Origin of the sequence: Lentzea sp. HUAS12, assembly GCF_024125735.1 — a bacterium.
In the GTDB taxonomy this organism is placed as follows: Bacteria; Actinomycetota; Actinomycetes; order Mycobacteriales; family Pseudonocardiaceae; genus Lentzea; species Lentzea albida.
In genome coordinates, this window is record NZ_CP099738.1 from 2,818,288 (window position 1) to 2,839,437 (window position 21,150).

The following is a 21,150-nucleotide window of genomic DNA, read 5'->3' on the forward strand; positions in this document are numbered from 1 at the left end:
CGAAAACCGTATGGGCGGCGACGTGACTCTGCACAACGACCGAGCGACGGCCGTCAGGTCGTGTCGGACTTCGCGATCGCGTAGTAGGCGTCCACCGTGTCACCGTCGATGCCCACGTACGCGTCGATCCACGCGGCGGCACCACGAACCAGCACCAGCAACGCCTCGTACTGCTGCTCCTCGGACAACCGCGCCAGCACCAACCCCACCCGCTGGTCCTGACCCGAGGCCAGGGCGCTCACCACGTCCGAAGCCACCTGAGCCGCCACCTCGTCCGGCGCCGCCGCCGACACCGGGATCCGCACGGACGGGTCGAGCGACCCGCGCGGCACCCCGCGCAACAGGATCGCCGCACAGGTGTCGATCGCGACCACCTTCGTCCGCTCGTCCGATGCCAGGCACCGCACGGCCTCGGCGGACCAGGGGTGGTCACTCCTGTTGACCGCACCCACCGCGGCCAGGGTCAGTTCCCTGGCCTGCACGTCGTCGAGCCGCTGCATCGACTCCTGCCTCCTTCGCAGTCGACCCCGACAGTGCCCCCGCACCTGGAATTTCGTGTTGCGACAACCACAACTCAGTCATGGTCAAACGACCGCGCGCCCGCTGCATGACGAGTGGTCCGCAGTTCACCCGTCCGACGCAGCGCATTCGATACCCCTATGAACTCCAGATGTTGATAACATCCGAATGTCGTCAACATGGAAGACGGTGAAATGGCCACCCGGCACCTCCACGTGGTGAGGCACGGCGCAGCAGACCCGTTCGGCATCCTGACCGACACCGGCGCCCGCCAGTCCCACCTCCTCGGCGAACGCCTGTCCCGCCTGCCGATCGACGTCGTGTGGCACTCGCCCCTCCCGAGAGCCACCCGCACAGCGGAGATCCTCGGCGAACACCTACCGGGCGTCCTGGTGGACGAGGCCCCGGAACTGGTCGACCACGTGCCCCACGTGCCGCCCGACCCACCACCCGCCTGGGCGGGCTTCTTCGACGGCTACGACCCCGCCGAGGCAGCCGCGGGCGCTGCCTTGGCCGACGCCCTGACCACCCGTTTCGCCCGCCCGGTGGCGGCCGAGTCGCACGAGGTCCTGGTCACCCACGCGTACCCGGTGGCGTGGCTGGTGCGCCACGCCCTCGGCGCCCCGCCGGACCGGTGGCTGGCGATGAGCTGCGGCAACACCGGGCTGACGGTGTTGCAGTTCCGGGAGGGCACTCCGCCGGCTCTGCTGGTGTACAACGACATGAGCCACCTGCCGGAGGAGTTGCGGTGGACGGGGTTCGGGCCGGGTGTGCGGCCCTAGCCGGGGCTCGGCAGGGGGATGGGGCGGCTCGGCGGGGGCGGTGCCGCCGGATGCCGGGTGGCGGCCGCTGGGCATCGGTGGCATAGGCATGGCAGGCGCTGGCAACGGCAACGGCAACGGCAACGGCAACGGCAACGGCCGCAACCTCCACCGCCTCCACTCGCGTTCCCAGCCACGCGCGCCAGCCACGATCCCGAGCAAGCCCGCACCCAACCCCCACAGGCGGACGGCGTAGCCCTCCTTGCCCCGTAGGCAGCTCGTACCGCTCCCCTACCGGTGGTGGACTTGCCAGGTGGCGGACGAATTCCGGATGGATTTCGACGGCGTCCAGCTCATGGCCGCACAACTGCACCGGGCGGGGTCCGACGCCGAGAGCGGTGCCAAGCACGTCGCCAAGTACGGCGACCTGAGCTGGGTGGAGCACGGCGTGCTGCTCGACACGCTGGCGGCGCGTCACCACGAGCGGATCTTCCAGCTGATGCGCGGCGCGATCAAGGAGCTGGCCGACCGCACGAACCGCGCGGCGCGGGCCGTCGACCAGACCTCCGACGCGTTCGCGAAGCTGGACGGTGAGGAGAAGCAGAAGTTCGACCGGCTGTTCCGGGCGCTGGACGGGCCGCTTCCCAACTTCACGCGGCGGTACGGCGGTTCGGACGGCTCGCCCTCGTTCGCCGACAAGGGTGAGCCTTCGGACTCGTTCACCGACCCGGAGCTGCACACCACCAAGCCGCTGTTCGAGTACGACTGGCGGCAGGACCTGCTCAGCGTCAGCGCGGCGGTGCGGGGGACGGCGGTGTGGATCGTCGGCAAGGACCCGTTCCAGGAGGCGTTCACCTGGCTCACCGGTGACTGGGCGGGGTTCCAGCGCTGTTCGGTCGTGTGGACGCAGATCGGCAGGGCCGCGGAGGGGATCGGGCGCAACATCGCCAACGCGGGCGCCGGGTCCGAGTGGGTGTGGGAGGGGCGGTCCGGCAACGAGGCCCGCGAGTACCTGCTCGCCCTCGCTGACGCCGCAACGGACTTCGCTCCGGTGTGCCAGGAGGTGGCCAAGCGGTACCAGGACGCCGTGACGGCGGTGCGTGCCTTCAGCACCATCGTCACCACCGCCGTCAGCGAGATGGTGGATGCCGCCATCGCCTTCGCGCTGACCAGCAAGGCGTTGACCCGTGCGGCGAACCCCGCGATGTGGGCGGCGTTGCTCGGGCTCCTCTACTACTGGATCCAGAAGTTCAGGCAGGCGTACGAGTACCTGTCGGAGAAGCAGACCGAGGTCTCGAAGTTCTACGACCGCGTCTCGGCGTGGCTCGCGACGGTGGAGTACCGCCGGATCAGCCAGTTGCGGCCGCCCGCATTGCTGCTCTCGCCGGGGTCGCCGCTGTGAACCTTCCCCCGGTGGACGAGCAACGCGTGCTGCGGTCGGTGCTCCGGCTGCTGTCCACCGGCGCGCCGCGTGACCCGGCCGCGGAGATGGCGCGCGAGGTGTTGTCCGGCCGGATGTCGTTGCGGGACGCGGGGAACAGTGCCGCGTACGGTGAGATGATCACCCAGGCGGTCGCGGACGCGGTCGCGACCGTGGAGGCGACGTCGCCCGAGCAGCGGGCCGAGGCGGAGGCCGCGCTGGCAGGGGCCGCGAGCGTGCTCGACCCACCGCCGGAGCGGCCGCGAGCTCCGGCCGAGGACGACTGGGACGAGTCGGTCACCTCTCCGTGGGACGACCGCTAGGCCGCATTCCCGGGCCCCGGCGACGGCCTGGCACCCAGCACGGCGTGTGCGGCGGCGAGCCGTTCGGCCTCGGGTCGCTCCGAGCACTCCCCCGACACCTCGTCCGCCCACCCCAGCAACCGGCGCAGGTGCTCGTCCGCCCCTGCCGTGACGACGGGCGGCGTGCCGAGCACGACGTCGCCGCTGGTCCCGTCGATGGTGATCGTCGCCCCCACGCCGATGTCGTTGCCCGCGAACGCGAGGGAGCCGGGGCCCACGACGAGGTCGGCGACCCCCACGACGGCCGGTTTGCCCATCGAGCGGGCCACGACCGCGGCGTGGCTGGCCGGGCCGCCGCGCGCGGTGACGATGCCGGTGGCCGCCGCCAGGCCGCGGATGTCGTCCGGTGACGTCTCCGGCCGCACCAGCACCACCGGGCCCTCGGCGGCGAGGCGCACCGCGTCGTCCGAGGTGACCGCCACCCTGCCCACCGCCACTCCCGGGCACACGCCCAGCCCTCGTCCGATGACGTCGGCATCCGAAGCGATCCGCGGTGTGCGGACGTGCTGGAGGTGGTGCGGCGCAACGCGGACGAGCGCTTCGGCACGGGTCAGCACGCCTTCGTCGGCGAGGTCCACGGCGAGGCGGACCGCGGCGGCGCCGGTGAACCCGCCCGGCCGCACCTGCAGCAGCCACAGCTCCCCCGACTCGAAGGTGAACTCGACGTAGCAGGCGTCGCGGTAGTGCTGTTCCAGGCGGCGCAGCGCGGCCAACAGGCCCTGCCGCACCACGGGTTCGCGGTCGAGTTCGCGCAGTGGCCCGGTCAGCGACCGGCCGGAGACGACGGCGGAACCCTGGCGTCCGAAGAGGACTTCACCGAACGGCGCGTTCTCGCCCGTGGTCGGGTCACGGCTGAACGCGACGCCGGAACCGCTGGCGGAGTCGCGGTCGCCGAGCACCATGCGCTGCACGACCACGGCCGTGCCCAGGTCGTGCGGGATGCCGTGCAGGGTCCGGTAGGTGCGGGCGCGCGGTGTGTGCCACGACGAGAAGACGGACTTCAGCGCCTGCGCCAGGGTTTCCGGTGTGGGACGCAGGTTCAGGACCGTGTCCATCATGCCGGGCATGGAGACGGCCGCGCCGGAACGCACCGAGACCGCGGGCGCGCCCAGGGTGCCGACGGCGGTGACCAGCTCGTCGAGCAGGCCTGCCGGGAGCTCGCCGTCGCGGAGGAACGCCCGGCACGCGTCGGTGGTGACGACGACCCCGGCGGGCACGGGCAGGCCGAGCCGGTGCAGCAGCACGAGCCCGTGTGCCTTGCCGCCCAGCACTTCCGGCGGGTCGGCCAGCGAGCCCGACAGGTGCCTCACCCACCCCATCGCGCGATCCCCAGCGTCGCGAGCAGGTCCTCGTGCAGCTCCGCCCAGATCGTGTGGAACGAGTCCACGCTGTCGGCCAGGCAGGCCAGTTCGCCCGCCTGTGCACGGGTGAGCGCTGTGGTCAGGCGCGGTTCGTAGCGGCCGAACCGGGGCACGGCGGCGGCCAGCGCGGCGATGACGACGACGGCACGTTCGTGCAGGTCGGCGAACAGCGCGAGCACACGGGCGTCGTAGGCGGTGTCGCTGTGGTCGTTGACGGTCGTGACTCCGTCCGCGGACCGCATCTGCCACGCCGTGCAGAGGTCGAGCAGCTCGGGGTTGAGCACGAGGAACTCGTCGAACGCCGCGGCCAGCGCGGGACGGGTGCCGGCAGGCTCCAACTCGCCCTCGGTCGCGGCGGTGGCGGCGGCGCGTCCCGCCTCGGTGAGGGACCACCCGCCGAAGACGTGCGTCACGTGCCCGGTGACCGCGAGGTCGATCAGGTCGGACTCCACATCGGACTCGGTGAGCCCCGTGAACGACGCCACGCGGGCGAGCCCCGTGCTGCCGACGCACCGCAAAGCGTGCAGCACCGGCGAGTTCACAGCGCCTCCCGCCTGCGCGCGCCCGCGGCGTGGCCGGCACCGCGTCCGCGGGCACGGGCGACGACCACGCCGTCGCGCACGCTCACCGCGGCCTCGGTCTCGTCGTCGGCGTCGGTGATGCCGATCGCGGACGCCACCAGCGCTTCGTCGTCGAGGACGAGCCGCACGTGCTGCCAGACGTCGGCCCCGAACACCCGCCGCAGGCACCCGACGGCGTCGGCGACGCGGAGCCGGACGAGGCGACCGGTCTCCTCCCGGTCCCCGGTCACGACGGCCACGACGACCTGCTCACCGGGCTTGGCGGCCCGCACGGCCTCCTCGGCCGCACCGAGACGGCCCGCACCCAGCACGACCACCAGCCCGTTCGCGAGGTCGACCTCGGCGCCGCTGATCTGGTCCACGAGCCCCTGAGGCGCGGTCCAGGCGTCCGCGCAGGCGACGGCCGGTGCGACGTACGGCAGGTGCGGCGGCGCCCAGACGTCCTCGAGATCGATGTACGCCAGGTGCCGGCACGCGTGCGCCACGTCGAACGGGTCACCGAACCCCGGCGCCGTCCCGGCCCGGTGGCCGGCGCCGTCCAGCAGGGTCAGCACCGTCTCGGCCAGCCGCACCCGCCGCTCGGGAGCACCCCGTTCGAGCGCGATGGCCAACAGCAACGCCTCCAGGCGCGCGACCTGGGCCAGCACCGCCGGACCGTGCCCGTCCTCGAACACGCCGTCCAGCGACCGGAGCTGCAGACGACCGCCGGGCGCGGGGTCGCCCACCAGCGGCAACCGCTCGAGCCACACCCGCGCGAACACCCCCAGCGCGTCGACCCGGGAGGACGGCGACACCGTCGCCCGCGGCTCCGCCGCCCTCTCGACCAGGTCGATCAGCACGGCCAGGTACAGCGCCCGCTTGCTCGGGAAGTTCGAGTACACCGCGCCGCGCGTCAGTTCCGCGCGCTCGGCGATCCGGTCGACCTTGGCCGGCACGAACCCGTGCTCGGCGAACTCGTCCCGCGCCGCCGCCAGCACCGCGGCCCGCGTCCGCGCCTGCTGCTGCACCCGAGTCAGCCGTGCCATCACACCCTCCAGATGTTGTCGCCATTCAGATTACATCAACATCGGAGATGTCATGCCCTGAGGGTATCGAGCACGACGCAGCAGGTCTTGGACGGTCCGTTCGATCCCGCCGAAGCTGGAAGCACCACAGGAAAGGACCCACGATGAAGGTGTTCGTCACCGGCGCGTCCGGTTACATCGGCAGGGCCGCGCAGGCCGCGCTGCTCCGCCACGGCCACGCCGTCCAAGCCCTGGCCCGGTCCGCGGCGGCCGCCACGGCGGTGCGCGAGGCGGGCGCGATCCCGGTGAGCGGCGGGCTGTCCGACCTGGACGTCCTCACCGCCGCCGCGGCCCGCGCCGACGCCGTGATCCACCTGGCCCAGGCCGACAGCGGCGAAGCCGACCTGGCCGCCGCGACCGCGATGCAGGACGGTCTCGGCGACGGCGTCTACGTGCACACGGGCGGTACCTGGGTCTACGGCGACACGGCCGGCGTCGCCGACGAGGACGCCCCGTGGAACCCGCCGTCCCTGGTCGCGTGGCGCGAGAGTGTGGAGGAGAAGGTCCTCTCACGCGGCCGGTCCGTCGTGATCAGGCCCGGCCTGCTGTACGGCCGGGAGAACCGCCTGATCGACGCCTTCTTCACCCGGCCGGGCAAGGAGATCGGCGCGATCCCCCACATAGGCGACGGCGCCAACCACTGGTCGCTCGTGCACGTCGACGACCTGGCCGAGCTGTACGTCGCCGCGCTCACGGCCCGCGCCGGTGCGGTGTACCTGGGCGTAGGCGGAGTGGACCCAACGGCACGTGAGGTCGCCACGGCGGTCAGCCACGGGGCCGGTCTGGAGGGCAGGACCGTCTCGATCACGCTCGACGACGCCCGCGAGCGGATGGGGCCGATCGCCGACGCGTTCGCGCTGGACCAGCGGTGCACACCGGCTCGGGCGCGGGAGGAGCTCGGCTGGGTGCCCCGGCACACCGACCCGCTCGCGGTCTTCGCGCGGGGGTGAGGCGTCCCTGCCCGACCGTGCAGCGGGACGCCCTCCGGCACCACAGCGGGCCCTCGCGGCCGTCATCGCGACGCGACGTCCGCCGCTCGCCAGGCGTGGTGGCCGAGACCGATCGCCCCCACCGCCATGGGAACGCTCGTGAGCAGCCCGGCGATCCCGTTGCCCGGCACCACGAACGTGATCACGATGAACAGCAGCAGGACCGGCACCCACTTCGGGACGGCGTGCGAACGGAACAGGCCCACGCACTGCAGGACCGTGCCCACCAGCACCAGCACGGCGCCGGGGATCATGAACGCGAACAGGTGCGCGGACTCGTTCGCCGCCCGCACCACGGACTCCCCCGCGGCCACGCCGACCGAGGGGTCCGTCGGGAAGAAGTACGCGGCCGCCCAGCCCGCGACCCCCGCCCCCTGCAGGCCGCCGCCGATCCACATCAGCGCGCCGCCCCAGGTCGCCCACGCGCTGCCGCGGCGCCGGACGAGGACCATCGTCGCCAGCGCCTGCAGCGGGATGTTGAGGACCTGCATGGCCGCGAGCCCGGTGAGCAGCGTCCACCACAGCGCGCGGTGGGGTGCGATGTCGGTGTAGGAGTAGGTCTCGCCGCCGCCCGCCGGTTCGGGCCAGAGCAGTCCGCCCGCGACGGCGGCGACGGACGTGACGCCGAGGACGACCGCGAGGCCGGCGAGGCGGGTGCGGGTGGAGGTGGCGGCGCCGGGAGGTGCCGCGGTGACGTCGACGGACATGGTCTCAGGCCTTTCGGGCGGGTGAGGAGCACCGGACGGCTCCATGCAACGGGCCCGGACCCGTCCACCACATCGGTGCCGCCCCCTGACCGCGTCTCCGTGCTGACACGGAGGCCTGGCGGCCGCACCGGCCTTACCCTGGGCCGATGAGGTGGCCGCGACCGGCAGCAGCGGGTCTTCTGGGCGTCTCCGCCGTGCTGACGGCGGGAGGCGCCTGGCTCCTGGTCCGCGCCCCCGGGCAGGCGCTCGCGTTCGCCGCCTTCGCCGCCCTCGGGCTGGCGATGGCCGCGCTCGGCGTCACGATCGAGTTCCGCGTGCGGGGCAATCCCGTCGGCCCGCTGCTCGCCTGGGTCGGCGCGATCGTGGTGTTCCTGGCCGCGCGCGACGTCTACTACCGCACCTGGCTCGCCGATCCCGCTTCCGTGCCGCTGGACGCCCGCGTGGTCGCGCTGCTCAACGAGAGCGGCTGGTGGCTCCTCGCCGCCGTGGCGTTGCTGCTGCTGCACTTCCCGGACGGCACGCTGCCCGGCCGGCGGTGGAGTGCGTTGCCGCCGCTGGTCGTCCTGCTCGCCTTGGTGCAGCAGGCGTTCGGTGCCACACCGAGGGAACCGTTCACCGACCCCATGGAGGGCCTCGCGCACCCCTGGGGGCCGCCGAACGACCTCGTGCACGCCCTGAGCTACGTGGTGACCATCGGCCTGGTCCTGACGCTGCTCGCGGCGGGTGCCTCGCTGGTGGTGCGGTTCCGCCGGTCCGCCGGTGTCGTGCGGGCGCAGCTGAAGTGGCTCGCGTTCGCCGGGCTGGCGGTGACCGCGTACCCGGTGGTGTGCCTCGCCGAGATCGTCGTGACCGGGCGAAGTGGTGTCGTGGCCACGGTGTTCGGCGTGGTGACCATCGTCGCGCTGTTCTGCTCGGTCGGGGTCGCCATGCTCCGCCACGACCTCTACGACGTCGACCGCGTGCTGGCCGACACCATCAGCTACACGATCGTCCTGCTGGTCCTCATCGGCGCGTACGCGGTGTCGGCTCTCGCGCTCGGTCTCGTGGCAGGCCGGGACTCCCCCGTCGCCGCGGCCGGTGCCACCGCGGTCTGCGCCGTGCTGCTCACCCCGGTCCGCCGGCGCCTGCACCGGGCGGTGGACCGGCGGCTCTTCCCCCGCACGAGGGCCGCGCTGCTCGCCGTGGAGGACCTCCAACACCGCGTGCACACCCAGGCCGCACAACCGGAAGAGCTCGAAGCCACCCTGCGCACGGCGCTCAAGGACCCCACCCTCCGCGTCGGTCTGCTGATCCCCGCCTCGTCCGGCTTCGTCGACACCGCGGGCGTTCCGGTCACCGACACCGGACTGGTCCCGATCACCCTCGGCGGCACGCAGATCGGCGTGCTCGTGTCATCCGGAACCACCCCGGCGGTGCTCAAGGTCGTGGCGACAGCAGCCGCCAGCCTCGTCGAGGTGGCTCGTCTGCGGGGAGAACTGGCGCACGCCCTGCGCGAGGTCGAGGCCAGCCGCACCCGGATCATCCAGGCGGGCGACGCCGAACGGCACCGGCTCGAACGCGACCTGCACGACGGCGCCCAGCAACGGCTCGTGTCCCTCGGCATGGCGATGAGGCTCGCCCAACGCCAGTTGCCGACCCACGACCTGGACGTGCACGCGCTGCTGGACCAGGGCGTCGCCGAACTGGCCACCGCCATCGCCGAGCTCAGGCAGATCGCGCACGGCCTGCGTCCCACCAGCCTCGACGACGGCCTGCACTCCGCGCTGGCCGCCCTGACGCACAAGCTGCCGGTACCGGTGGAGCTGGAGATCATGCCCGAACCCCTGGCCGACGACATCGCGATCACCGCCTACTACGTCGCCGCCGAAGCCATCACCAACGCGGCCAAGCACGCGCACGCCAGCGCCATCACCGTCCGCGTCACGCAACAGGCCGACGAGGTCAACGTGTGGGTGAGGGACGACGGCTGCGGAGGCGCCGACCCGAGGAGCGGCTCCGGGCTCGCCGGGCTCGCCGACCGGGTCGCGGCGCTCGGTGGTTCGCTCCAGCTCCACAGCCTGCCCGGTGCGGGCACGACGATCCGGGCGGTGCTGCCGTGCGCATCGTGATCGGTGAGGACTCGACGCTGTTCCGGGAAGGTCTCGCGAGCCTGCTCTCCCACGCGGGCCACGAGGTGGTCGGCCGCGCCGCCGACGCCGAGACCCTGGTCGCGGTCGTCGGAGAGCAGGAACCCGATCTGGCCATCGTGGACGTCCGGATGCCACCTGACCTGACCGACGACGGCGCACGAGCCGCACGCCGGATCCGCGCGGCACAACCGGGGGTCGCGATCCTGCTGCTCTCCCAGCACGTCGAGACGCGGCACTCCGTCGAACTCGTCAGCCAGGGCGGTTTCGGCTACCTGCTCAAGGACCGCGTGCTGGAGGTCGACGACTTCCTGGAGTCGATCGCCAGGGTCGCCGCCGGCGGGTCCGCCCTCGACCCCGAGGTGGTGGGCCGGCTGCTCGGACGGCCCACCACCGGGGCGCTCACCCCGCGCGAACGCGAGGTGCTCGGCCTGATGGCCGAAGGCTGCACGAACGTGGCGATCGCGCGCCGGCTCTGGCTCACCGAACGCACCGTCGAGACCCACGTCGGCAGCATCATGGCCAAGCTGGGCCTGGCCGCGAACGTGGAGGAGCACCGCCGGGTGCTGGCCGTCCTGACCTACCTGGCCGAGTGCGGCTGATGCTCCTCCCGCCCCCTCACAGCACGCAGAGCAGCGAACAGGCCTTCGCGGACGACCAGTCGCTGTAGGTCCTCGTGCCGTTGACCGGTGTGAACTTCGCCTTCGCCCTGTTGGTCAAGGGGAACAGCGCCAGCAGTGCGTAGGTCGAGCAATGCACCACTGTGGACTCACCGGGCTGCAGCGTGAACGGTCCTGCCTGACAGTTCGGTTCCACCTCGTCGACGACGTACGCGTCCACGACCGGGATCGCGCCGTTGTTCTTGACGGTGACCCGCCAGTACGCGGTCGCGTTCAGCAGCCCGAGCGTGCCCACGGGTGCTTCCTTCACCCACGGACCGGAGCCACCGGCCTTGCAGTTCGACGGCGTGTACGAGCCGCAGATCTCCTTGTTCACCACCACGTTCGGCGCGCACGCCGGGCCCGGTGCGATCTGGCGCGTCACCGTGTTGGACGTGAGGGAACCGGTGGCGTCCGTCCCGTTCGCCGTGTTCGCCACGGACGTGACGGGGCACTCCGGGGAGATCGCGGTGCGGAAGCACACCTGCGGGGCGTCACCGGTGAACTCCACCGACAGCGACGGCTGGTTGCCGCCACCGAAGTCCGCGGCGTCGTTCAGCACGATCGACGCGGTGACGGTCAGCGAGCCTGCCGTGGCACCGGAGAGGTCGATGGTGCCGTCCGAGGCGAATCCCGGTGTGGTGACCGGGTTCCCGCCGCCGTCCACGACCTTCACCGCGGACGCGCCGAAGTTCACGTTCGCCGGGGTCACGCCGACGAGCCGCGCCTTGGTGTAGGTGGTGGCGTGCGGTTTGCCGTCGCAGTAGAACTGCGCGGGTGTGAGCGACACGGAGGCGCCACTGCGTACGCACGGCGACGCCCCCGTGTCAGGATCCAGTGAGAACAGCACCTGCGCGTCTCCCAGCCCCAGCAGGCAGCCGGTGGGAGCGTCGTAGGCGTAGCCGTAATCTCGGGTCACACCGTTGTTGACGGTCGGGTGGGTGACGCGCAACGGCATGCCGGAACACGCCGTTCCGGTGCTCCAGTCGTGGCACGCCGTCACGCCCGCGTACGGGCCGCCCCAGATGCCGAAGTAGCTGCGCACCCGGTCACCGGTGCGGACAACCTCCGGGGTGAACACCAGGCTCATGCTCTCCAGCCCGGCCACGGCGGCGGGGGGCGCCAGGGACGAACCGTCGATCGCGTAGCACGTGGTCACGTTGAAGGCGCCGGCCGTGCTCGCACACGCACCGGTCTCCGCACCCGTTGTGCTGTAGGCGGTGTACGCGTTGTAGGTGTGGTTGTTCACCGGCCCGAGCGGCTTCGGCGACAGCCAGCCCGCGCAGGTGGCCGCGGGACCGGGGTCGAAGCAGCCCATCGTCGGGACGACACCGCTCATCCGCGACGACGACGCGAACAGCTTGCCCCCGGCGACGGCCAGCGCGCCGAGGTAGTAGCCGCCGTGTTCGGTGAACGGCACGATCGGCGCGTAGGGCTGGCCGCCGCACGCGCTCTGCGACGCGGCCGTCCAGCAGACCACGTGCCCGGAGTTCGCCACCCCGTAGAGGTTTCCGCCGATCTGGACGAGTCCCGCCATCTCGAACGTCTGCGCGGAACGGTTCATCAGCGGCCAGTAGCCGCAGTTGCCGGGCGCGGCGAGGTCGAGGCAGCCGACACCGATCGAGGTCGCCGTGGTGGCCGAGTAGTACACGCGGGCGGGGTTGGCCGGGTCGCGGACGTACTGCGGCGCCATGGGGCTCGCGATGTCCCCGGTGTTCCCCGTCCCGAAGGGGCCGGACGCCGTGTTGAGCGGCTTCGGCCAGGGACCACCCGCGCACGGCGCGTTGGTCGTGACGTCGGTGCACACCAGCTTGGCGGCCGCGGCGGACGCGTGGTGGTAGACGTTCCAGGCCTGCAGGCGGCCGGCCGGCGTGCGGTGCAGGATCGGGATGAACCCGTCGCCACCGGTGAAGGCGGCACTGGCCTGCACGGGCGGGGTGAGCAGGGTGGAGAGGGCCCGTCCGCCGTTGCGCACGCCGGGGTTCGTGGCGCTGAGCGGGTTCCCCTCGGTCCCTGTCCAGCCCGGCGGCACCTGCAGCGATCCCTGGAGGTAGCTGTGGCCGGCGGCGATCGGGTCGGTGATGGTGGCGGCGCCGTTGGCACCGCTGTCGTAGGACACGACCCAGGTGGCCGTGTCGCCGTGGGAGGCGGGATCGGACACGCCCTGCACGGACTTGGTGAGGCTCGAAACGGGTGGCTGGGCGACCACGGGCACAGCGGCGGTGAGGGTGGCGCCGGCGAGCACGCCCGCAAGCACCACCGCCGGCAAACGTCTTCGCACGATGATCCCTTTCGGTGGCGGTTCGGGAACTGACCGCCGACGCTAGGGACGTCCCGTGTGCCGCAAACACCCCCTCACCCGCGTGCACGGGATGTCTGCCCCATCAGACCAATGCGGATGGGCGGAACATGTGACCGGACAAGAGATTCCAATTCGTTGCCGAATCAAGTTTCACCTGAACGCGCCCTGAAGTGCCTATCCGAGAACCGAATGTTCGCGGTGCGGGGTCCAGCGCAGGTGCACGTTCCGGTCCGGCGGGTCCGCCCGCAGCAGCGACAACCGCGGTCGCACGGCGTCGGTGCGCGCGGAGGGCGGCTTGCGGCTGCCCGCCCGGTACTGGACGGGCCACTCGACGGCGTGGCCCTGTTCGGCGGCCGCGTGCAGCGTCCAGTGCGGGTCGTAGAGGTGCGTGCGGCCGAGCGCGCAGAGGTCGGCGCGGCCCGCGAGGAGGATGGAGTTGACGTCGTCGTAGGAAGCGATGGCGCCCACGGCGATGACGGCCGCACCCGTGACCTCGTGGCGGATCCGGTCGGCGAACGGGGTCTGGTAGCTGCGGCCGTACGCGGGGCGTTCGTCCGCCGTGACCTGGCCGGTGGAGACGTCGATCGCGTTGGCGCCGTGAGCGACGAACGCTCGGGCGATCTCCACGGCGTCGTGTTCGGTGTTGCCGCCATCGACCCAATCGGTGGCGGAGATGCGCACGATCATCGGTCGTTCAGCGGGCCACACCGCGCGCACGGCGTCGAACACCTGGAGCGGGTACCGCAGGCGATTGGCCAGTGAGCCGCCGTACTCGTCGGTGCGCCGGTTCGCGACGGGCGAGAGGAACGACGACAGCAGGTATCCGTGCGCGCAGTGCAGTTCGAGCAGGTCGAAGCCCGCTTCGGCGCCCCGGCGGGCGGCCGCCGTGAACTCCTCGGTGATCCGGTCCAGGTCCTCGCGGCTAGCCTCGGCGGGGACGGCCGAGCCGGGGCCGTACGGCAGCGGTGACGGGCCGACGACGTCCCAGCCGCCCTCGGGCAGCGGTTCGTCCATGCCCTCCCACATCAGGCGCGTGGAGCCCTTGCGGCCGGAATGGCCCAGTTGCAGGCCGATGCGGGCGCTGCTGCGCTCGTGCGCGAACGACACGATGCGCGCCCACGAGTCGCGTTGCTCGTCGGTCCACAGGCCGGTGCACCCCGGCGTGATGCGGCCATCCGGGGAGACGCAGACCATCTCGGTCATCACCAGGCCCGCGCCGCCCATGGCCTTCGAGCCGAGGTGGACCAGGTGGAAGTCGCCCGGCACGCCGTTCGTCGCGGAGTACATGTCCATCGCGGAGACGATGACGCGGTTCTCGAGCTCGAGTTCGCCGAGGTGGAATGGCTGGAACATCGCGGGCACGACGGTCTCGAGGCCTTGAGAGGCGGCGAAAGCGGCGTCCACGCGGTCGGCGAACTCCGGGTCGCGGGTGCGGAGGTTGTCGTAGGTGATGCGGCGCGAGCGCGTGAGGAGGTTGAAGCAGAACCGGGTCGGCTCCTGGTCCGCGTACATGCCGATGTTCTCGAACCACTCCAGGGACGCCTGCGCGGCGCGTTGCGTCGACTCGACGACGGGGCGCCGTTCGGTCTCGTAGGCCGTCAGGGCCGCTTCGACGTCGCGGTGTTCGTGCAGGCAGGCGGCCAGGGCGAGGGAGTCCTCCATCGCGAGTTTGGTGCCGGAGCCGATGGAGAAGTGCGCGGTGTGCGCGGCGTCGCCGACGAGGACCAGGTTGCCGTGGTGCCAGCGTTCGTTGCGCACGGTGGTGAAGCTGAGCCACTTCGAGTTGTTGGCGAACACCTCGTGGCCGTCGAGTTCCTCGGCGAACAGCCCGCGGACCCGGTCGACCGCGCGTTCGTCGGAGGCGCCCGGCGGGAACTCCTCGCCCGTGTCGAAACCGGCGCGGCGCCAGACGTCCTCGTGCATCTCGACGATGAACGTGGAACCGGTGTCGGAGTAGGGGTAGCCGTGGACCTGCATGGTCCCCCACGGCGTCTGCTTGACGAAGAACTGGAACGCCTCGAAGACGCGGTCCGTGCCGAGCCACATGTACTTGTTGCTCCGGCGGTCCACTGTGGAGTTGAAAACGTCCGCGAACGACTGTCGCACCAGGGAGTTCACGCCGTCCGCCCCGACGACCAGGTCGTGCTCGGACCGCAGGACGTCGACGGGCGGTGCGGGTGCCGAGAAGTGCACGACCACACCGAGGTCGCGGCACCGCCGTTGCAGCAGGCCGAGCAGCTCCTTGCGGCTCATCGCGGCGAACCCCTGCCCGCCGACGGTGTGGCTCTCGCCGCGGTAGTGGATGTCGATGTCCGTCCACCGCGCGAACCGGCGGGCCATCGCGTCGGCGAACTCCGGGTCGGCGTTCTCGATCCCGCCCAGCGTCTCGTCGGAGAACACCACGCCGAACCCGAACGTGACGTCGGCGGCGTCGCGTTCCCAGATGGTGACGTCATGCGACGGGTCCAGCTGCTTCATCAGCGCGGCGAAGTACAGGCCACCGGGGCCACCTCCGACGACGGCGATCCTCATCGCAGCACCTCCTCCTCGACGATCTTGCGGAGTGCGAAGCGCTGCAGCTTGCCGCTCGCGTTGCGGGGCAACGAGGTCCGGAACCGGACCTCGCGCGGGTACTTGTAGGGCGCGATCGTGCGCTTGACGTGGTCCTGGATCTCCCGGGCCTTCGCGTCGTCCCCTTCGAGGCCGTCGCGCAGGACGACGAACGCGCACACGACCGAGCCGCGTTCGTCGTCGGGTTTGGCCACGACGGCGGACTCCAGCACGTCCGGGTGGGTGTCGATCGCCTCCTCGACCTCGGGACCGCCGATGTTGTAGCCGGAGGACACGATCATGTGGTCGCTGCGGGCGTGGTAGTGGAAGTAGCCGTCCTCGTCGCGGTGGAACATGTCGCCGGTGACGTTCCAGCCGCCCACGACGTAGTCCTTCTGCCGCTCGTCGTCGAGGTAGCGGCAGCCGACCGGGCCGATGACGCCCAGCCGTCCGACCTCGCCGGGGCCGAGTTCCTCGCCGGCGGCGCCGAGCACGGTGGCGCGGTAGCCCGGCACCGGCCTGCCCGTGGCGCCCGGCCGGATGTCGTCGCCCGCCGCGGAGATGAAGATGTGCAGGAGCTCCGTGGCGCCGATGCCGTCGACCACCCGCAGGCCGAGCCGGTCGTGCAGCTGCTGCCAGGTCTCCCGGGGGATGTGCTCCCCCGCCGAGACCGCGGTCCGCAGACCGCTCAGCTTGGCCTCGGCGCCGTCGCGCAGGATCGCCTTGTACGCCGTCGGCGCGGTCGCGAGGACCGTGACTCCTTGCTGCTGGACGAAGTCCGCGACCTGGGCGGGGGTGGCGGCCTCGGTCAGCAGGGCGCAGGCACCCGCCCTGAGCGGGAACACGACCAGCATGCCGAGGCCGAACGTGAAGGCGAACGGGGCCGTGCACGCGACGAGGTCGTTCTCCTCGAGCCGCAGCACGTGCCGGCCGAAGGTGTTGTCGATGGACAGGACGTCGCGGTGGAAGTGCACGGTGATCTTGGGTGATCCGGTGCTGCCGGACGTGGGCGCGAGCAGTGCCACGTCGTCGGCCGCGGTGTCGACGGCGGTGAACTCCCCCGGCTTCGTCGCCGCGCGCGCCCGGAGGTCGTCGTGGTCGACCACGGTCAGCAGGTCGCGGATCTCGTCGGCGAACCGCGGGTCCGCCAGCGCGAGCGACGGGCGCGTGCGTTCGACGACGGGGGCGACCTCGCGTGCGCGCAACGCGGCCATCGTCGCCACCACGACACCGCCCGCCTTCAGCACGCCGAGCCACGCCGCCACGGTCCACGGGTTGTTGGGCGAGCGGAGCAGGACCCGTTGTCCCGCAACGAGACCGAAGTCCTCGGTCAGCACGCGGGCCACCTGGTTCGCGCGGGTCAGCAGCTCGCCGTACGACCAGACCTCCCCCGCCGGCGTGCGCAGCGCCGGCCGGTCGGGCCCGAACCGCGCCACCGCGGCGTCGATGAGCTCGGTGGCGGCGTTGAGCCTGCCGGGGTACCGCAGCTCCGGCGTGGTGAACTCGATCGTCGGCCACAGCGCCGAGGGGGGTAAGTGGTCGCGGGCGAAGGTGTCCATCGGTGAAGTCCTTCCGCGGGCGGCGGGTCAGGAAGCGCGGATCATGCCCTCCTGGGCAACGGTGGCGAGGTGGAGACCCTCGCGGGTGAAGAAGCGCCCGTACCCGAGGCCTCGGCCCGAGTCGGCGGCGACGGCCTCCTGCGCGTAGAGCAGCCAGTCGTCGACCGGGCCCTCGCGGTGGAACCACATGGCGTGGTCGAGGCTCGCGGTGACGAGTCCCGACCGCGCCCAGGGCAGGTCGAGCACGCGCAGGACCGGTTCGAGGATCGTGTAGTCGCAGACGTAGGCCAGCGCGGCGAGGTCCCGCTGGGCGTCGGTCAGCCCGTCGACGGGGCGCAGCGGGTCGAACGGCTTGACCCACACGGCCTGGTGGGGCACCTTCGCGCCCTCGACGGCGAGGTAGACGGGTCCGGGTACGTGCCGCATGTCGAAGCTGCGGCCCCCGGCCCAGTACGCCTTCGACTCGTCGGTCATCGTGCCGCCGCTGCGATCGGCGAGGAACTCCGCGGAGCTGGGCAGCTCCTCCGGGTTCGCGAGACCGGCCAACTCGGCCCGGTAGCTGCCGCCCGGCTCGCCGGCCGCGAAGTTCGCGAGGGCGGCGTAGAGGGGCTTGCCGTTCTGGTAGCCGCGGACCTGCCGGGTGCTGTACCCGCGCCCGTCGCGCAGCAGCTCGACCTCGTAGCGCACCTGGGCGCCGATGTCGGCCGGGCGCAGGAAGTAGCTGTGCATCGAGTGCAGCACCTTGCCGTCGGTGACCGAGCGCATGGCCGCGGCGGCCGCGGCGGCGACCAGGTCTCCCCCGTACGCCTTGGGCCACGGGCAGGGCTGCGTGACGGCGGTGAACGCGAGGTCGAAGTGCTCCGGTTCGGCCTTCTCCAGCGTGACGGCGTCGGTGAAGATCCCGGATGTCGTCATCATCGGGTCAGCCAGTCGCGCAGGTCCTCGTCCGGCACGTCGTCGAGGTTCACGACGATGTTCTCCGGGGTCCGCGTCGTCATCCACGTGAGGGGCCTGTTGCGGTCGAGGTTGCACTCGATGTGCGGCATGAACGGCGGCACGAAGACCCAGTCGCCCTCCTCCATGTCGACGTAGTCCGCGAACTCCTCGCCGAAGTAGATCCGGGCCCGCCCCGACAGCACGTACCCGCCGGTCTCGGCCTCGCCGTGGTGGTGGGTGACCGAGCGGTAGCCGGGCTCGTTGGTGACCTTGCCGAACCAGAGCCGCGTCGCCGGGGTGTGCTGGATGCTCACGCCCGAGATCCGGATCGCGCCACCGGAGTTCGCGGTGTCCGGGTTCTCGGCGCCGCCGCGCGTCACGACCGGCGCGACCAGTCCGCTGGGCAGCCGGTACATCGAGTTGTCGCCTTCGAGCCGGTACTTGCTGAGGTCGGGCTCCATATCTCGTATTCTTCACGACCGTCAGATAGTGTCAATACTCATGAGGCCAGCAGCAGTGAACCCGGCCAGCCTTCCTGCGCCGAGCGGTTACTCCCACGGCACGCTCTCCGGCAACACCCTGTACCTGGGTGGGCAGACCGCCCTGGACGCCCACATGAAGATCGTCCCCGGCGGGATCGTCGAGCAGTTCCGCCAGGCGTTCGGCAACGTGCTGACGACGTTGCGCGCGGCCGGCGGCGAGCCGGAGGACCTGGTCAGCATCACGATCTACCTGACCGACATCCCGGACTACCAGGCGCACGGCAAGGAGATCGGCAAGGTGTGGCGCGAGCTCGCCGGCCCCGTGTACCCGGCCATGGCGGGGATCGGCTGCACGGCGCTGTGGCAGCCGGAGGCCCTGATCGAGATCCTCGGTGTCGCCGTGATCCCCGACGAACGGCTGGTCAGTCCCAGCTGAATCGATAGCGTTTCCATGATCTACGAAACATGTGCGCAATATCTTCGGGAGGTGCGGTGAGGCTGGCTTCCGTGACCATCGACGGAGTGCGTCGCGGTGGTGTGGTGGACGGTGGGTCGATCACGCTGCTGACGCACACCGTCGACGACGTGGTGCGCGGCGCTCCGGTCGTCCGCACAGAGGCCCTGCCCCTGGCGGAGGTGCGCCTCGAGTCGCCGTTGCACCGCTTCAACCGCGACGTCCTGTGCACCGGGTGGAACTACTGGGACCACTTCGAGGAGTCGGCGGGCAAGCGGGAGGGCCAGGACCCGGCGTCACGCCCGTTGCGCCCGACCTTCTTCACCAAAGGCCCGGACACGGTCATCGGCCCGTTCGACCCCATCGCCTACGACCCGTCGTTGTCGCAGAAGTGGGACTACGAGGCCGAGATCGCGATGGTCATCGGCCGCGACGGCCGGTCGATCCCCGAGCAGAAGGCGCTGGACCACGTGTTCGGCTTCCTCGTCGCCAACGACGTCTCGCAGCGCGACCTCCAACGCGCGCACGGCGGCCAGTGGCTCAAAGGCAAGAGTCTCGACGCGACGATGCCCCTCGGTCCGTGGCTCACGACCACGGACTCGGTCGACCTGTCCGGGATGCGGGTGCAGTGCGAGGTCAACGGCGTGCTGCTGCAGGACGCGTCGAGCACGCAGATGGCGTTCTCGTTCGCGCAGATCATCGCCGAGCTCAGCGAGGGCATGACCCTGCGAGCGGGGGACGTCGTCCTGACCGGCACCCCCAGCGGCGTCGGCAACGCCCGCGACCCCCAGGTCTTCCTGCGCGACGGCGACGTGGTCGTGACGAGGGTCAGCGGGCTCGGCGAGCTGCGCAACACCGTCACGCTCACCGACCTGGGCGGACGTTAAGCTCCGCTGATCGAGACGAGGAGAGGGCACTGGACGTCGCGGAGATGACCACGGAGACCACCGCACCCGCCGGTCGCGACCGGCTGGGCCCGCTCATCATCACGATCTTCGGTCTCTACGCGCGCGGCGAGCACAACTGGCTCTCCGTGGCCTCGGTCGTGCAGCTCATGGCGGACCTGGGCTTCGAGGGCGCCGCGGTCCGCTCCTCCATCTCCCGCCTGAAGCGCCGCGGGGTGGTCCGCGCCGAACGCCGTGACGGCGCCGGCTACGCGCTGTCCGAATCCACTTTGGAGACGCTCGCCGAGGGCGACACCCGCATCTTCGAACGCCGCCGCGCCACCGTGGCGGACGGCTGGCTCGTGGTCGTGTTCTCCGTGCCGGAATCGGAGCGGGAGAAGCGGCACGCGTTGCGGACCAGCCTGACGCAGCTCGGGTTCGGGACCGCGGCTCCCGGGGTGTGGGTCGCTCCCGGGAACCTCGCGGTGGAGACGCGGCGGACCTTGGAGCGGCGCGGGCTGGCCGAGTACGTCGACATCTTCGCCGGGGAGCACTTCGCCTTCGAGGACCTCCGGTCGAAGGTCCGGGCCTGGTGGGACCTCGACGAGCTGACGGACCTGTACGCGGACTTCCTCCGACGCCACCGCCCGGTGGCCGAGGCCGGGGTCTCGTCGGTCCGGCAGGCCTTCCAGGACTACGTGCCGATGCTGACCGCATGGCGGCGGTTGCCCTACAGCGACCCCGGCTTGCCGCTGTCCCTGTTGCCGCCGGGGTGGAACGGCGTCACGGCCGAGGCGCTGTTCGAGGAGCTCAACGGGACGTTGAGCGCTCCCGCTCGCGAGCACGCGCTGGCTGTGATCCACGGGCGGTAGGGCCCGGCCTCACCCGACGGCGTCGCCCTGCGGTTGCGGGCACTCGCCGCCGGGCGTCGTCAGCAGCTCGAAGTGCCACATCTCGTTCGAATAGGCCTGGCACAGGCCGTAGTCGGCGCCGTGCTGGATGAGCCAGTCGTCGGCGTTCGTCGGGCCGATGTCGATCGCCTTGCCGGTGACGTGCGCGGACTTCTCCGGCGGGTGCACCCAGCGCCGCGCCTCCTCCTCGGACCGGTAGAGGTCGACGGCCTCGTCCAGGAGGCGTTGCTGGTGTTCCTTGCTCCGCCAGCCCGAGGTGACGCGGAACTCGACACCTGCCCGCTTCGCGTCTGCCGCCGCCTTGCGCAGGGCGGTGAGCAGGGCGGGGTCGAGGTTCGCGATGGCGGCGTGGGTGTCGTCGTCGAGCGAGATGCTCTCGTTCTTCGGGATGCTGCCGTCGCCGGCCACCTGGCCGTTCGTCGACGGGGCCTTGCCGGGTGTGCAGGCCGTCACCACGAGGAGTGCGCCGGCGAGCACCGCCCGGCGTCCTTTGCTGTTCACGTCCTCGACACTGCCGAACCGA

At 71.6% G+C, this 21,150-nt stretch carries 20 protein-coding genes; 9 read left to right on the forward strand and 11 right to left on the reverse strand.

Annotation, left to right across the window (positions count from 1 at the left end; translation table 11 throughout):
• Window positions 1–53: 53 nt before the first annotated feature.
• Window positions 54–500, reverse strand: coding sequence for a hypothetical protein (locus tag ND450_RS12315; protein ID WP_253326271.1), 447 nt, complete (start codon window positions 498–500; stop codon window positions 54–56).
• A gap of 198 nt (window positions 501–698) precedes the next feature.
• Between ND450_RS12315 and ND450_RS12320 the strand changes: the two genes are divergently transcribed.
• The 3 genes from ND450_RS12320 to ND450_RS12330 all read left to right on the forward strand — a co-directional run bounded on the left by ND450_RS12320 (window position 699) and on the right by ND450_RS12330 (window position 3,023).
• Window positions 699–1,301 carry a histidine phosphatase family protein gene (locus tag ND450_RS12320; RefSeq protein WP_253326272.1) on the forward strand — a complete coding sequence of 201 codons (603 nt, stop codon included), beginning with the start codon at window positions 699–701 and terminating at the stop codon, window positions 1,299–1,301.
• Window positions 1,302–1,593: 292 nt separating this feature from the next.
• Entirely contained in the window at window positions 1,594–2,682 is a 1,089-nt protein-coding gene (locus ND450_RS12325) for a hypothetical protein (protein WP_253326273.1), read from the forward strand.
• Between the two features lie 11 nt (window positions 2,683–2,693).
• Window positions 2,694–3,023: a hypothetical protein gene (locus ND450_RS12330; RefSeq protein ID WP_253326274.1), complete on the forward strand. Its 330-nt coding sequence runs from the start codon at window positions 2,694–2,696 to the stop codon at window positions 3,021–3,023.
• On the opposite strand, the gene ND450_RS12335 is transcribed toward ND450_RS12330, so the two are convergent.
• From ND450_RS12335 to ND450_RS12345, 3 genes are read right to left on the reverse strand one after another with little or no spacing between them, the layout of a single operon-like run.
• On the reverse strand, window positions 3,020–4,381 hold the full coding sequence (locus tag ND450_RS12335) for a PEP/pyruvate-binding domain-containing protein (RefSeq protein ID WP_253326275.1): 1,362 nt from the start codon (window positions 4,379–4,381) through the stop codon (window positions 3,020–3,022). The two genes, ND450_RS12330 and ND450_RS12335, sit on opposite strands and share 4 nt — an antisense overlap.
• Window positions 4,369–4,965 carry a transcriptional regulator gene (locus ND450_RS12340; protein WP_253326276.1) on the reverse strand — a complete coding sequence of 199 codons (597 nt, stop codon included), beginning with the start codon at window positions 4,963–4,965 and terminating at the stop codon, window positions 4,369–4,371. The genes ND450_RS12335 and ND450_RS12340 overlap by 13 nt, the downstream gene beginning before the upstream one ends.
• The gene (locus ND450_RS12345) at window positions 4,962–6,029 is read right to left on the reverse strand and encodes a TetR family transcriptional regulator (RefSeq protein ID WP_253326277.1); all 1,068 of its coding nucleotides are present in this window, start codon (window positions 6,027–6,029) and stop codon (window positions 4,962–4,964) included. The genes ND450_RS12340 and ND450_RS12345 overlap by 4 nt, the downstream gene beginning before the upstream one ends.
• Window positions 6,030–6,172: 143 nt before the next feature.
• Between ND450_RS12345 and ND450_RS12350 the strand changes: the two genes are divergently transcribed.
• Window positions 6,173–7,018 (forward strand): NAD-dependent epimerase/dehydratase family protein, encoded by an 846-nt coding sequence (locus ND450_RS12350; protein ID WP_253326278.1) that lies wholly within the window; start codon window positions 6,173–6,175, stop codon window positions 7,016–7,018.
• Window positions 7,019–7,080: 62 nt separating this feature from the next.
• Here the strand turns inward: ND450_RS12350 and ND450_RS12355 are convergent, their stop codons facing one another.
• Entirely contained in the window at window positions 7,081–7,764 is a 684-nt protein-coding gene (locus ND450_RS12355) for a hypothetical protein (protein WP_253326279.1), read from the reverse strand.
• A 146-nt stretch (window positions 7,765–7,910) separates the two neighbouring features.
• Here ND450_RS12355 and ND450_RS12360 point away from each other — a divergent pair, with 146 nt between their 5' ends.
• Together ND450_RS12360 and ND450_RS12365 are read left to right on the forward strand one after the other, a co-directional pair.
• A complete protein-coding gene (locus tag ND450_RS12360; RefSeq protein WP_253326280.1) occupies window positions 7,911–9,872 on the forward strand; it encodes a sensor histidine kinase in 1,962 nt (653 codons plus the stop codon).
• Window positions 9,860–10,492 (forward strand): response regulator, encoded by a 633-nt coding sequence (locus ND450_RS12365; RefSeq protein WP_253326281.1) that lies wholly within the window; start codon window positions 9,860–9,862, stop codon window positions 10,490–10,492. Before ND450_RS12360 ends, ND450_RS12365 begins: the two co-directional genes overlap by 13 nt.
• Before the next feature lie 16 nt (window positions 10,493–10,508).
• On the opposite strand, the gene ND450_RS12370 is transcribed toward ND450_RS12365, so the two are convergent.
• From ND450_RS12370 to ND450_RS12390, 5 genes are all read right to left on the reverse strand, one after another.
• A complete protein-coding gene (locus ND450_RS12370) occupies window positions 10,509–12,830 on the reverse strand; it encodes a hypothetical protein (RefSeq protein ID WP_253326282.1) in 2,322 nt (773 codons plus the stop codon).
• 195 nt (window positions 12,831–13,025) lie between these two features.
• On the reverse strand, window positions 13,026–15,383 hold the full coding sequence (locus tag ND450_RS12375; protein WP_253326283.1) for a bifunctional salicylyl-CoA 5-hydroxylase/oxidoreductase: 2,358 nt from the start codon (window positions 15,381–15,383) through the stop codon (window positions 13,026–13,028).
• Window positions 15,380–16,960: an AMP-binding protein gene (locus ND450_RS12380; protein WP_253326284.1), complete on the reverse strand. Its 1,581-nt coding sequence runs from the start codon at window positions 16,958–16,960 to the stop codon at window positions 15,380–15,382. The genes ND450_RS12375 and ND450_RS12380 overlap by 4 nt, the downstream gene beginning before the upstream one ends.
• Before the next feature lie 27 nt (window positions 16,961–16,987).
• The gene (locus tag ND450_RS12385) at window positions 16,988–17,878 is read right to left on the reverse strand and encodes an acyl-CoA thioesterase II (RefSeq protein WP_253326285.1); all 891 of its coding nucleotides are present in this window, start codon (window positions 17,876–17,878) and stop codon (window positions 16,988–16,990) included.
• A complete protein-coding gene (locus ND450_RS12390) occupies window positions 17,875–18,357 on the reverse strand; it encodes a cupin domain-containing protein (RefSeq protein WP_089920977.1) in 483 nt (160 codons plus the stop codon). Before ND450_RS12390 ends, ND450_RS12385 begins: the two co-directional genes overlap by 4 nt.
• Window positions 18,358–18,397: 40 nt before the next feature.
• Here ND450_RS12390 and ND450_RS12395 point away from each other — a divergent pair, with 40 nt between their 5' ends.
• The 3 genes from ND450_RS12395 to ND450_RS12405 all read left to right on the forward strand — a co-directional run bounded on the left by ND450_RS12395 (window position 18,398) and on the right by ND450_RS12405 (window position 20,588).
• On the forward strand, window positions 18,398–18,814 hold the full coding sequence (locus tag ND450_RS12395) for a RidA family protein (RefSeq protein WP_253326286.1): 417 nt from the start codon (window positions 18,398–18,400) through the stop codon (window positions 18,812–18,814).
• Window positions 18,815–18,885: 71 nt separating this feature from the next.
• Window positions 18,886–19,719 (forward strand): fumarylacetoacetate hydrolase family protein, encoded by an 834-nt coding sequence (locus ND450_RS12400; RefSeq protein WP_253326287.1) that lies wholly within the window; start codon window positions 18,886–18,888, stop codon window positions 19,717–19,719.
• 44 nt (window positions 19,720–19,763) lie between these two features.
• A complete protein-coding gene (locus ND450_RS12405) occupies window positions 19,764–20,588 on the forward strand; it encodes a PaaX family transcriptional regulator C-terminal domain-containing protein (protein WP_253326288.1) in 825 nt (274 codons plus the stop codon).
• 9 nt (window positions 20,589–20,597) lie between these two features.
• Here the strand turns inward: ND450_RS12405 and ND450_RS12410 are convergent, their stop codons facing one another.
• Entirely contained in the window at window positions 20,598–21,128 is a 531-nt protein-coding gene (locus tag ND450_RS12410) for a M15 family metallopeptidase (protein ID WP_253326289.1), read from the reverse strand.
• Between the last annotated feature and the right edge of the window lie 22 nt (window positions 21,129–21,150).